11 protein-coding genes are annotated in these 12,797 nt (G+C 63.3%); 7 read left to right on the top strand and 4 right to left on the bottom strand.

The annotated features are described in order from the left end of the window. Positions 1–74: 74 nt before the first annotated feature. Entirely contained in the window at positions 75–2,072 is a 1,998-nt protein-coding gene (gene tkt / locus ABIB24_RS18110) for a transketolase (protein WP_274078212.1), read from the bottom strand. Positions 2,073–2,416: 344 nt separating this feature from the next. On the opposite strand from tkt, the gene ABIB24_RS18115 reads away from it, so the two are divergent. From ABIB24_RS18115 to ABIB24_RS18130, 4 genes are all read left to right on the top strand, one after another. Further along, complete coding sequence (locus ABIB24_RS18115) at positions 2,417–3,409, top strand: ArsR/SmtB family transcription factor (RefSeq protein WP_025340884.1); 993 nt, start codon at positions 2,417–2,419, stop codon at positions 3,407–3,409. 18 nt (positions 3,410–3,427) lie between these two features. Continuing rightward, positions 3,428–4,618, top strand: a complete 1,191-nt coding sequence (metK, locus tag ABIB24_RS18120; protein WP_015272060.1) for a methionine adenosyltransferase — start codon at positions 3,428–3,430, stop codon at positions 4,616–4,618. Positions 4,619–4,763: 145 nt separating this feature from the next. Next, positions 4,764–6,464 carry an NAD-dependent DNA ligase LigB gene (ligB, locus tag ABIB24_RS18125; protein WP_137162549.1) on the top strand — a complete coding sequence of 567 codons (1,701 nt, stop codon included), beginning with the start codon at positions 4,764–4,766 and terminating at the stop codon, positions 6,462–6,464. A gap of 132 nt (positions 6,465–6,596) precedes the next feature. Next, on the top strand, positions 6,597–6,989 hold the full coding sequence (locus tag ABIB24_RS18130; RefSeq protein ID WP_354316964.1) for a DUF1090 domain-containing protein: 393 nt from the start codon (positions 6,597–6,599) through the stop codon (positions 6,987–6,989). A 157-nt stretch (positions 6,990–7,146) separates the two neighbouring features. On the opposite strand, the gene ABIB24_RS18135 is transcribed toward ABIB24_RS18130, so the two are convergent. Continuing rightward, positions 7,147–7,593: a c-type cytochrome gene (locus ABIB24_RS18135; protein ID WP_137162550.1), complete on the bottom strand. Its 447-nt coding sequence runs from the start codon at positions 7,591–7,593 to the stop codon at positions 7,147–7,149. 119 nt (positions 7,594–7,712) lie between these two features. Between ABIB24_RS18135 and mltA the strand changes: the two genes are divergently transcribed. After that, positions 7,713–8,864, top strand: a complete 1,152-nt coding sequence (gene mltA / locus ABIB24_RS18140; protein WP_025340888.1) for a murein transglycosylase A — start codon at positions 7,713–7,715, stop codon at positions 8,862–8,864. Positions 8,865–8,976: 112 nt separating this feature from the next. On the opposite strand, the gene ABIB24_RS18145 is transcribed toward mltA, so the two are convergent. Next, positions 8,977–9,363, bottom strand: coding sequence for an MAPEG family protein (locus ABIB24_RS18145; protein WP_025340889.1), 387 nt, complete (start codon positions 9,361–9,363; stop codon positions 8,977–8,979). A 28-nt stretch (positions 9,364–9,391) separates the two neighbouring features. Then, positions 9,392–10,225 carry an EamA family transporter gene (locus ABIB24_RS18150; RefSeq protein WP_354316966.1) on the bottom strand — a complete coding sequence of 278 codons (834 nt, stop codon included), beginning with the start codon at positions 10,223–10,225 and terminating at the stop codon, positions 9,392–9,394. A gap of 354 nt (positions 10,226–10,579) precedes the next feature. Here ABIB24_RS18150 and ABIB24_RS18155 point away from each other — a divergent pair, with 354 nt between their 5' ends. After that, positions 10,580–11,395 (top strand): DUF3800 domain-containing protein, encoded by an 816-nt coding sequence (locus tag ABIB24_RS18155; RefSeq protein WP_137162552.1) that lies wholly within the window; start codon positions 10,580–10,582, stop codon positions 11,393–11,395. A 142-nt stretch (positions 11,396–11,537) separates the two neighbouring features. Next, positions 11,538–12,773 carry a cation:proton antiporter gene (locus ABIB24_RS18160; RefSeq protein ID WP_085587823.1) on the top strand — a complete coding sequence of 412 codons (1,236 nt, stop codon included), beginning with the start codon at positions 11,538–11,540 and terminating at the stop codon, positions 12,771–12,773. Positions 12,774–12,797: the final 24 nt, after the last annotated feature.

Raw genomic sequence — 12,797 nt, forward strand, 5'->3', positions numbered from 1 at the left:
CCTTGTGTCGCGATGGAGGGCGAAGCCCTCCCCCTTGCACGACCTGGAGGGCGTCACTGCCCTCCATTGATACATCAGTCTTCCAGCAGCTCTTCGGCAGTACCGAGGATGTTCTCCAGGGTGAAGCCGAACTCTTCGAACAGTGCCGAAGCCGGCGCCGACTCACCGTAGGTGGTCATGCCGATGATACGACCTTCCAGGCCGACGTACTTGTACCAGAAGTCAGCGTGAGCGGCTTCGATGGCGATACGCGCACCTACTTCCAGCGGCAGCACGGACTGCTTGTAGGCAGCGTCCTGGGCGTCGAACACGCTGGTGCACGGCATGGAAACCACGCGCACCTTGCGGCCTTGTTCGGTCAGCTTGGCATGCGCCTGAACAGCCAGGCCCACTTCGGAACCGGTGGCGATCAGGATCAGCTCAGGCTCGCCGGCGCAGTCCTTGAGCACGTAGCCTCCGCGGCTGATGTCGGCGATCTGCTGGGCATTGCGGTCCTGGTGCTGCAGGTTCTGGCGCGAGAAGATCAGCGCCGAAGGGCCGTCCTTGCGCTCCAGGGCGTTTTTCCAGGAAACGGCGGATTCCACCGCGTCGGCTGGGCGCCAGGTGTCCAGGTTCGGCGTGCTGCGCAGGCTGGTCAGCTGCTCGATCGGCTGGTGAGTCGGGCCGTCTTCGCCCAGGCCGATGGAGTCGTGGGTGTAGACGTGGATCACGCGCTGCTTCATCAGCGCCGACATGCGCACGGCGTTGCGGGCGTATTCCATGAACATCAGGAAGGTCGCGCCGTAAGGCACCAGGCCACCGTGCAGGGCAACGCCGTTCATGATGGCGGTCATGCCAAACTCGCGCACGCCGTAGAACACGTAGTTGCCGCTGGCGTCGTTGGCTTCGACACCCTTGCAGCCCTTCCACAGGGTCAGGTTGGAACCGGCCAGGTCGGCCGAACCGCCGAGGAACTCTGGCAGCAGCGGGCCGAAGGCGTTCAGGGCGTTCTGGCTGGCCTTGCGGCTGGCGATGGTTTCGCCCTTGGCGGCCACTTCGTTGATGTAGGCCTGGGCCTTCTCGCTGAAGTCGGCCGGCAGCTCGCCGCTGTCACGGCGCTTGAACTCGGCAGCCAGCTCCGGGTAGGCCTTGGCGTAGGCGTCGAAGCGCTGGTTCCAGTCGGCTTCGGCCTTGGCACCGGCAGCCTTGGCGTCCCACTCGGCGTAGATCTCGGCCGGGATTTCGAACGGGCCGTGGTTCCAGTTCAGTTCCTTGCGGGCCAGGGCGATTTCGTCGTTGCCCAGCGGTGCGCCGTGGCAGTCTTCCTTGCCCTGCTTGTTCGGCGAGCCGAAACCGATGATGGTCTTGCAGCAGATCAGGGTCGGGCGATCGCTCTTGCGGGCGGTATCGATGGCGGTCTTGATCTCGTCGGCGTCATGGCCGTCGACGTTGCGGATCACCTGCCAGTTGTAGGCTTCGAAGCGCGCCGGGGTGTTGTCGGTGAACCAGCCGTGCACTTCGCCGTCGATGGAAATGCCGTTGTCGTCGTAGAAGGCGATCAGCTTGTTCAGGCCCAGGGTGCCGGCCAGCGAGGCGACTTCGTGGGAGATACCTTCCATCATGCAGCCGTCGCCGAGGAACACGTAGGTGTTGTGGTCGACGATGTTGTGGCCGTCACGGTTGAACTGGGCAGCGAGCACTTTTTCGGCCAGGGCGAAGCCCACGGCGTTGGCGATACCCTGGCCGAGCGGGCCGGTGGTGGTCTCGACGCCTGGGGTGTAGCCGTATTCCGGGTGGCCCGGGGTGCGGCTGTGCAGCTGGCGGAAGCCTTTGATGTCATCGATGGTGACGTCGTAGCCGGTCAGGTGCAGCAGCGAGTAGATCAGCATCGAACCGTGGCCGTTGGACAGCACGAAGCGGTCACGGTCGGCGAAACTCGGGTTGCTCGGGTTGTGCTTCAGATAGTCGCGCCAAAGCACTTCGGCGATATCCGCCATGCCCATGGGGGCACCTGGGTGGCCGCTGTTGGCCTTTTGCACGGCATCCATGCTGAGGGCACGAATGGCGTTGGCACGTTCACGACGGCTGGGCATCGCTGATCTCCTGGGGGGCTTGAATAGGTGGTGTCACGAAAAAAGGCGGCCATTTTCGCCCACTGGGGGGGCTTGGGGCAATGACGTATGGTCGCAGTCGGGGGATTTTCCTCTGATTGGCACTGATTTCGGGGCAAAATCTGGAAATCGGTGCCGACTTCTTCGCGGGTGAACCCGCTCCCACAGGGTCGCACCAAGGCTGAGGGCAGTGCTGAACCTGTGGGAGCGGGTTCACCCGCGAAGAGGCCCGAAAGGGCAACCCCGCACTCCGCCCATCAGCCAATATCAAAACTTTTTGATATTGGCCTTGCTAGGGCAACGATGCCTGTCTAGACTGCCGCACCATGAACCTCCGTGCGCAATCGATCCCCGAGCAACGCGAAGCATTGGCAGCCCTGTGCAAAGCCAGTGGCGACGAGTTGCGCCTGAACGTATTGCGCGCCCTGGCCAACGACTCGTTCGGCGTGCTGGAGCTGGCGCAGATCTTCGACGTGGGCCAGTCGGGCATGAGCCACCACCTGAAGGTGCTGGCCCAGGCCGAGCTGGTGGCGACCCGCCGCGAGGGCAATGCCATCTTCTACCGCCGCGCCCTGCCCGACAGCCTGCGCCTGGGCGGTCGGCTGCACGCGGCGCTGCTCGAAGAAGTGGACGACCTGGCCCTGCCGCCTGACGTGCAGGCGCGCATCGCCCAGGTACAGCAACGCCGCGCAGCCACCAGCCAGGACTTCTTCCTGCGCGTGGAAGAGAAATTCCGTGCCCAGCAAGACCTGATCGCCGGCCTGCCGCAGTACCGCGAAAGCCTGCTGGCGCTGCTGGACAAACTGAATTTCGACCCGGCCGCCAGCGCCCTGGAGGTCGGCCCCGGTGACGGTGGTTTCCTGCCCGACCTGGCCCGGCGCTTCGCCCAGGTCACCGCCCTGGACAACAGCCCGACCATGCTCGAACTGGCGCGCCAGGTGTGCCAGCGCGAAGGGCTCGACAACGTGAACCTGCAGTTGGCCGATGCACTGGGTGCAACGGATGTGGCCGCCGACTGCGTTGTGCTGAACATGGTGCTGCACCATTTCAGCGACCCGGCCCTGGCCTTGCGCCAGCTGGCCAAACGGGTGAAGGCAGGCGGCAGCCTGCTGGTAACCGAACTGTGCAGCCATGACCAGGGGTGGGCGCGCGAAGCCTGCGGCGACCTGTGGCTTGGCTTCGAACAGGACGACCTGGCCCGTTGGGCCAACGCCGCCGGGCTGGCCCCCGGGGACAGCCTGTACGTGGGCTTGCGTAACGGTTTCCAGATTCAGGTCCGCCATTTCCAGCGGACGGCTGGCGACATACAACATCGGTAAATTTCAGGAACCTTCGAGATGAGCGAATACTCCCTTTTCACCTCCGAGTCCGTGTCCGAAGGGCATCCGGACAAGATCGCCGACCAGATTTCGGACGCCGTCCTTGATGCCATCATCGCCCAGGACAAATACGCCCGCGTAGCCTGCGAAACCCTGGTCAAGACCGGTGTCGCCATCATCGCCGGCGAAGTCACCACCTCCGCCTGGGTCGACCTGGAAGAGCTGGTGCGCAAGGTCATCATCGACATCGGCTACAACAGCTCCGACGTCGGTTTCGACGGCGCCACCTGCGCCGTGATGAACATCATCGGCAAGCAGTCGGTGGACATCGCCCAGGGCGTCGACCGTTCCCGCCCGGAAGACCAGGGCGCCGGCGACCAGGGCCTGATGTTCGGCTACGCCAGCAACGAGACCGACGTGCTGATGCCGGCACCGATCTGCTTCTCGCACCGTCTGGTCGAGCGCCAGGCCGAAGCGCGCAAATCGAAACTGCTGCCATGGCTGCGCCCGGACGCCAAGTCGCAGGTCACCTGCCGTTACGAAAATGGCAAGGTTGTCGGCATCGACGCCGTGGTGCTGTCGACCCAGCACAATCCTGAGGTTTCGCAGAAAGACCTGCAGGAAGCCGTGATGGAGCTGATCGTCAAGCACACCCTGCCTGCCGAACTGCTGCACAAGGGCACCCAGTACCACATCAACCCGACCGGCAACTTCATCATCGGTGGCCCGGTGGGTGACTGCGGCCTGACCGGGCGCAAGATCATCGTCGACTCCTACGGCGGCATGGCCCGCCATGGTGGTGGCGCGTTCTCCGGCAAGGACCCGTCCAAGGTCGACCGTTCCGCCGCCTACGCCGGCCGCTACGTGGCCAAGAACATCGTCGCCGCCGGCCTGGCCGAGCGTTGCGAGATCCAGGTGTCGTACGCCATCGGCGTGGCCCAGCCGACCTCCATCTCGATCAACACCTTCGGTACCGGCAAGGTCTCCGACGACAAGATCATCCAGCTGGTGCGCGAGTGCTTCGACCTGCGTCCTTACGCCATCACCACCATGCTCGACCTGCTGCACCCGATGTACCAGGAAACCGCTGCCTACGGCCACTTCGGCCGTACCCCGCAGCAGAAGACGGTCGGCGACGACACCTTCACCACCTTCACCTGGGAGCGCACTGACCGCGCCCAGTCGCTGCGTGACGCTGCCGGCCTGTAAGTTTCCTACGGCGCTGGACGAAAGCCCCTGCCGAGCAATCGGCAGGGGCTTTTTTGTGACATATGGGCTGACAAACACTGCATGGCGACCCGCACGCTACCTGCCTAGGCTGAGGGCTCCCACCCGCCATGCAAGGATGCTGGCCATGCCGCTCATGCTGCTTTTTGCCCTACTGTTGACGTTGAATGCTCCCCTGGCCCGTGCCGCCACATGCCCCACCTGGAACTCGCAACAAGTCGAGGCTGAAGTGAGCCGACTGCGCGCCACGCTTGCCCGCTGGGACGACCATTATCATCGTCAGGGCATCGCACTGGTGGCCGATGAACTGTACGACCAGAGCCGCCAGCGCCTGGCGCACCTGCAGCAATGCTTTGGCATCGCGACCACCCCGTCCCCGCTGGCCAGCGCTGGCGGGCCAATCCCGCATCCGGTGCCACATACCGGCGTCGACAAGCTGGCCGACCGCCTGGCTGTAGAACGCTGGCTGGCCGGCAAGGCCGATGTCTGGGTGCAGCCAAAGGTCGATGGCGTAGCGGTATCCCTCATCTACCGACAGGGCCGGCTGGTGCAGTTGATCAGCCGGGGGGACGGCGTGCAGGGGCACGACTGGAGCCGCCACATCCCCCTGCTCGACGCAATCAACCGGCAGCTGCCCCAGGCCATCGACCTGCAACTGCAGGGCGAACTTTACCTGCGCCTGGATGCGCATGTGCAAGCCAAGGCAGGCAGCGCCAACGCCCGAGGGACGGTAGCCGGGCTGCTGGCTCGCAAGCAGCTGGCCCGTGAGCAAGGCGAGCGCATCGGCCTGTTCGTGTGGGACTGGCCGCAAGGCCCCGAGCAGCAGGCCGAACGCCTCGCGAAGCTGGCGGAACTGGGTTTTGCGCACAGCCAGGATTACAGCGTCGCCATAGAAACAGCGGACGATGCCGCGCACTGGCGTGAGTACTGGTACCGCTCACCCCTGCCCTTCGCCACCGATGGCGTGGTGTTGCGCCAAGGCGTCCGGCCGCCGGCCGAGCGCTGGCAGGCCAAGGCACCCTACTGGATCGCGGCGTGGAAGCACCCGTACACGCAGGCCCTGGCCGAAGTGCGCGAAGTACGCTTCCGCGTTGGCCGCACAGGCAGGGTCACGCCAGTGTTGCACGTGCTGCCAGTTACCCTGGATGACCGGCGAATCACCCAGGTGAGCCTGGGCTCGCTGGCTCGCTGGCTCAAGCTCGACATCCGCCCCGGTGACCAAGTGGCCGTCAGCCTTGCCGGGCTGACCATCCCGCGCCTGGAGCAAGTGGTGCACCGCGCCGCCGAGCGCCAACCGGTAACCGCACCAGCGCCCGGCCAACATCATGCCCACAGTTGCTGGCAGGCCAGCGAAGGCTGCGAGGACCAGTTCATCGCCCGCCTCACCTGGCTCAGCGGCAAGCAGGGGCTGGCCCTGCCGCGCACCGGCCCCGGCACCTGGCGCCGACTGGTGGCTGCCGGGCTGGTGACCTCGATGACCGACTGGCTGCATCTGGATGCCGAGCGCCTGGGCCAGGTAGCGGGTATCAGTGACGCAACGGCTGCGCAGTTGCTGGGCAGTTTCGAGCAAGCCCGCTCACGGCCCTTTGCCCAATGGCTGCGCGGGCTGGGCGCACCCACGCCCACCGGCATGCAGGTGACAGGCGACTGGCTGGAGCTTGCCGCCCGCACAAACCTTGAATGGCAAGCCATGCCCGGTATCGGCGAAAAGCGCGGGCAACAGCTTGCAGGATTTTTTGCGACCACCGAGATTCAAACCATTGCAACGCAGCTGGCCAAGGCCGGGATCGACGGATTCCGGATCGACAGGCAAAGCATCGAGCAATGATTATTTACCAATTTACCCGTAGGAAAATCCCGAGATTAAGCCGGAAAACCGCAACAAGGGTTTCTAAATGGGCAAAACCAAGGCAGGATTTCCCCCAACTTTTGCTGCCCCGCCCCGTCAAGGAGGCTTTTCATGAAACGTATTTCGACCCTTTTCCTGCTCGCGACACTGGGCCTGGCCGCTGGCGCCGTACAAGCCGCCCAGCCGGATGCCGGCCTGACCGGTTGCGCCGCCAAGCGTAGCGCCATCGAGAACCAGTTGAAGATTGCCCGTGACCACAGCAACAACGATCAGGCCGCGGGGCTTGAAGAGGCGCTGCGAGGGGTCGACAACTGCACCGATGCCGGCCTGCGCAAGGAACGTGAGCAGAAGGTGCTCGACGCCCGTCACGAAGTGGCGCAGCGGGAAAGGGATTTGAAGAAAGCCGAGAAGAAAGGCGATTCGGAGAAGATCAACAAGCGCAAGGACAAGCTGGCCGAGTCGCGCAAGGAGCTGCAGGAAGCGGTGGAAGATCTGGATCGCTGAGGCCCCGACCGGGCAAACGCGATCATTGTAGGAGCGGCCTTGTGTCGCGATGGGCCGCAAAGCGGCCCCGGCGATTTGTGCATCAGCTGAAATCCTGGGGCCGCTGCGCAGCCCTATCGCGACACACGGCCGCTCCTACACAGGGCAATGCAGTCCATCAATGATTGCGGAATTCGGTATGACAAGCCTTGCAAGCCGCTTCGACCTTGTCCATCGGCGCCTTCAACTGCGCAGCGTCCAGAGGCTGACCACGGGTGACATCGACCAGTTCGCCAGTGACGCCTTCCAGCTGCCGGGCCAGGTCATGAAAGCGTGCCTGACGCTCCCATACCTCGGCACGCGCGCTACTGTCGCCACCATCACGCGCCTGTGGGAAGTGCTGCCAGGGCTGGTGCGAAAGGTTGTCCAGCTTCAGCGCACCGTCGGCAAACTTCACCCCGTCGAACGGCAACCGCCCACGCAACATGCCGCCCAGGTCTTCGCTGGTCTTGAGCATGTCCTTGAAGATCACCTTGCGCTTGCCCAGCGGGGAGTTCGGGTCAACCCGGTCACAACCACCCAGGGCCAGCGTTGCCAGCAGAACAACGGTCAATCGCTTCAACATCACGGTCACTTCGGCCTACGCAAATGGGCGGCCAGTATCGCTGCCCAGCGGCCAAAGACCAATAGCCACATAAAAAACAGGGGCGAATATCCGTGTTCACCCATGACAGGAACGTACTCATGAAATCTGCCCTGCGCCATCTGGCCTGGACACTCCCGGCGCTGGCCCTGCTGGCCGGCTGCAACGGTGGCGAAAGCGCCAAACCTGAGCCCCATGCCATCGCCACCTACGCCAATGCCACCTGGCAGGACCTGCCTGCCGTCAGCGACAGCGACCTGGTGGCGGGCTTCCAGGCCTGGCGCAACGGCTGTGAAAAGCTCAAGCGCGACACCGTCTGGGCCAGCACCTGCGAAGCAGCCGCCAGCGTGCCCGACAATGCCTTGCAAGTGCGCGCCTTCCTGCAACAGAACCTGCAGGTATACGGCCTGCGTTCGGCCGAAAACAATGCCAACGGCCTGATCACCGGTTACTACGAACCGGTCTACCCTGGCAGCCTGAGCCAATCGGCAACCAACCACGTGGCGGTCTACGGCATCCCCGACGACATGATCGTGGTCGACCTGGCCAGCGTGTACCCCGAACTCAAGGGCAAGCGCCTGCGCGGTCGCCTCGATGGCCGGGTGCTAAAGCCTTACGACACCGCCGAGGTGATCAACCGTGACGGCGTCAAGGCACCGGTGCTGGCCTGGCTGACCGACCCGATGGACCTGCAGTTCCTGCAGATCCAGGGTTCCGGCCGGGTACAACTGGAAGATGGCCGCCAGCTGCGCCTGGGTTACGCCGACCAGAACGGCCACCCCTACCGGCCGATCGGGCGCTGGCTGGTGGAACAGGGCCAGTTGAAAAAGGAAGAAGTGAGCATGGGCGCCATTCATGCCTGGGCCCAGGCCAACCCGCAGCGGGTGCCGGAACTGCTCGCCAGCAACCCCAGCTACGTGTTCTTCAGCACCCGCCCGGACAGCAACGAAGGGCCGCGGGGTTCGCTGAACGTGCCGCTGACCGCTGGCTACAGCGTGGCCATCGACCGCAAGGTGATTCCGCTGGGCAGCTTGCTGTGGCTTTCCACCACTCGCCCGGATGGTACGCCGGTGGTACGCCCGGTGGGGGCTCAGGATACCGGTGGGGCAATTACCGGCGAGGTGCGCGCGGACCTGTTCTGGGGCACCGGGCCGCAAGCCGGAGAGCTGGCCGGGAACATGAAGCAGCAGGGGCAGATCTGGATGCTGTGGCCCAAGGGCAAGCCGCTGCCAGAGGTGCCAAAAGTGCCTTGATCGGTGCTTGGATTCTTCGCGGGTAAACCCGCTCCCACAGGATCATCTCAGCTCTCAAGAGCGGTGATGTCCCTGTGGGAGCGGGTTCACTCGCGAAGAAGGCGACGCGCTCTCAGATGGAAACCACGAAGAAGGCCACGATCATCGCCATCCCGGCAAACCACACCAGCGATCGCAGCATGGCCCAGTCAGCCAGGTAACAGATGATGTAGAGCAGCCGGCTGGTGATGTACATCACCCCCAGCACATCCTGGGTCACCTGCTCGGCATTGCCGACGATATCCGCCACCAGCACCGCCGCGGCAAATGCCGGGAAGGCTTCGAAACTGTTCTGCTGGGCAGCATGCGCGCGCCGCGGCAACCCGGACAGGGTATCCAGGAAGGCGCGCGGGTCGTGGTTGTCACGCAGGCGGAAGCGGCCACTACCGACTTTGGCGATCAACGCACACAGTGGCGGCAAGAACAGCGCAATCAGGATGCACCACAGGGCAACAGTCATGGACAGGACTCCTTGTTCAGTCTTCGGGTCAAAGCTTCATTACCAGCATGCCGGCCAACACCAGCCCGCAAGCTAGGAGTCTCGGTCCGCCAAAAGGTTCTTTCAGGTAGCGCATGCCCAGCAGCACCACCAGGATCACGCTCAACTCCCGCAACGCCGCCGCTTCGGCCACCGACCCCAAGTGCATGGCCCAGAGCACCAACGCGTAACTGAGCAATACACACAGCCCCACTGCCAGCCCCAGGCGCCACTGCAGGCGCCAGAACAACACGAACAGCGCACGCCGCACCACGCTGGCCAGCAACGGGAAGGGCCAGGCACTGAGCAAGGTCAGCCACACCAGGTAATCCCAGGGTTTGCCCCACAAGCGCACGGCCTGGCCGTCGAACCAGGTGTAGCAGCCAATACACAGGCCGATCAGGGCAACCACCGGCAGCATCGACCAGGGTAGCCGGTCACCGCCACCGCCCTGCCACAACAGGCAGGCCATGCCACAGGGGATCAGCAGGATGCCGATGATCTGCTGCTGGCTCAGCGATTCGCCGGCAAAGGCCAGGGTCAGCCCCAGCACCACCAGCGGCGACAGCCCGCGCATCAGAGGATAGACCAGCCCCAGGTCGCCCACGCGGTAGGCCTGGATCAACAGGAAGCGGTACAGCTGCTCGGCCAGCGCCGACGCCAGCAGCCAGGGCCAGATGTTGGCCGGCGGTACCTCGACGAAGGGCACCGCCAGCACCGCGAAGGCCAACGCCACCGTATCCATGCTGGCGATCACCAGCAGGCGCTCGCCGCTGAATTTGATCAGGGTATTCCAGGTCGCATGCAGCAGGGCAGCGACCAACACCAGGGAAGTTGCCAGCACGCGAAATCGTCCTTGCCTTCGAGTCAGATTCGTTTGCAGCACTATACCTTGGGTAAAAGGTACGACTAAGGAAAAAGACTACAAACTCTGTGGAAGTTTCGTTACGCCTTGCAAGCCGGGGCTTGCCCCAAAACGCAATACACTCATCGCTCGCTGTGCCGCATGGAAACGCGTGATACCTCAAGGCGGCTACCCAAACGGAAACACACTCGCTTACGAAACGCGATTGACGCTTCAGGCTTTGCAGGATTAGGATCGCCGTAACGCATGGGGTTACCCGTGCCTACCTTCCGAGGCCCGCGATGCGCAAGCATGCGGGCTTTCGTGTTTCTGGGCCAAGGACACCCAGAAATCATGACGCATTATGTGGCCTACCTCGACGAATTCGGCCATGTCGGGCAATACATCTCGCGCACTCATACCCAATTCAAGACCAGTCCAGTGTTCGGGCTGGGTGGGGTGCTACTACCTGCAGAAGAAGTACGGGAGTTCGCCATCTTCTTCTATCAGCTGAAATGCCAGTTACTTGCCTGGGACATAAACCATGAAAACCCCAGAAGCCTCCCTCCCTATCAATGGGAAAAGAAGGGCTCAAAGTTATTCACGACACGTAACGTCACACAATATCGATCATTGAGACAGGCAACGTTTCGCCTGCTCAACCACATAGGAAAGATTGGTGGGTATGTCATTTATGCGGGTGAACACAAGACCGGCCCGGCCAGGCAGCACGACGCGACCAAGACATTCAGACGCCAACTGCTGCATGCGGTGAGAACGATCGATCGTTACTGCACGCAGTCCCGCTCAACCTTCATGCTCCTGCTGGATGAACAGCGTGCTGGCAACGAGTGGCGCGAGCAAAATGTAGAAGCCTGCACCCTGGCAATGTTCGAGGACCCCGCAGAAAAATGTCGGAGCCTGATAGAGCCGCCGCTGCAGGGCGAAAGCCACCTCTTCCAGACCCTGCAATGCGCAGACTGGATCTGCGGCCTTGTAGGTCGCTTGATGGCAATGGCTGTCTCGCCCGAGGAATATCCCGACTGGGAGCCTTTCGACAGGTATTTCTCGACACGAATCGCCGAGGTCGCCCTACCGGGCTCCGGCTTGCAGCACCAACCAGTCGAGCCAGAAAGCCACGAGTGCTCGACAGCAAGAACCGAAGCATGAAAAAACCCGGTGGAAACCTCACAACAGAAACGCGGTCTACCTGCACAGTCAAATAGTGTGTCCCGAACCCCGCGCCAGGTCATCAAAGAACTGCCCGAGCCATTCGGGTTACGACTTGGAAGCCACTGTTACAGGATTCGGGATGCTTGAACTAGTTGCCGCGTTTATCTGCCTTACCACCCTCCTCACCTATGTAAATTACCGTTTTATCGGCCTGCCCCCTGCCATCGGCGTGATGGTCACGGCGCTGCTGTTTTCCCTGATGCTGCAGGGCTTGAGCCTGATCGGCTTCCCTGGCCTGGAAGCGCGCGTCGAAGGGCTGATGAACCAGATCGACTTCAACGACCTGCTGATGCACTGGATGCTGGCGTTCCTGCTGTTCGCTGGCGCCTTGCACGTCAACCTCTCCGACCTGCGCAGCTACCGCTGGCCCATCGGCCTGCTGGCCACCGTCGGCGTACTGATTGCCACCGTGGTCATCGGCTACCTGTCGCACTGGGTGTTCGCCCTGTTTGGCTGGCAGGTGCCGCTGATCTACTGTCTGCTGTTCGGTGCGCTGATCTCGCCCACCGACCCGATTGCCGTGCTGGGCGCGCTACGTACCGCCAATGCCTCCAAACCGCTGAAAACCACTATCGTCGGCGAGTCGCTGTTCAACGACGGCACTGCGGTGGTGGTGTTCACCGTGTTGCTGGGCATCATCCAGCTGGGCGAGACGCCGAGCATGACCGATACCGCGATCCTGTTCGCCCGCGAGGCCATCGGCGGCGTGGTGTTCGGCGGCCTGATCGGCTATGCCACCTACCGCATGATCAAGAGCGTCGAGCAATACCAGGTGGAAGTGATGCTGACCCTGGCACTGGTCATCGGCGGCTCGGCAATGTGCTACGAGCTGCACGTTTCGGCGCCGATCGCCATGGTGGTGGCTGGGCTGATCATCGGCAACCTGGGGCGCAACCTGGCCATGAACGACATGACCCGTCGCTACATGGACGGCTTCTGGGAACTGATCGACGACATGCTCAACGCGCTGCTGTTCGCGTTGATCGGCCTGGAACTGTTGCTGCTGCCATTCAACTGGATGCACCTGGCGGCCGGCAGCGTGCTGGCGCTGGCGGTGCTGCTGTCGCGGCTGCTGACCGTGGCCCCGGCGATCGTGCTGCTGCGCCGCTGGCGCCCGGTGCCCAAGGGCACGGTACGGGTGCTGACCTGGGGTGGCCTGCGCGGTGGGGTGTCGGTTGCCCTGGCACTGTCGCTGCCACTGGGCGAGGAGCGTGACCTGCTGCTGTCGATCACCTACATCGTGGTGCTGTCGTCGATCCTGGTGCAGGGGTTGAGCATCGGGCGGGTGGTGCGCAAGGTCAGCGTCCAGCCTTGAGAATGCAGGGGCCGCTTTGCGACC

The organism is Pseudomonas sp. UYEF17 (genome assembly GCF_040546125.1).
GTDB classification, from domain to species: domain Bacteria; phylum Pseudomonadota; class Gammaproteobacteria; order Pseudomonadales; family Pseudomonadaceae; genus Aquipseudomonas; species Aquipseudomonas putida_Z.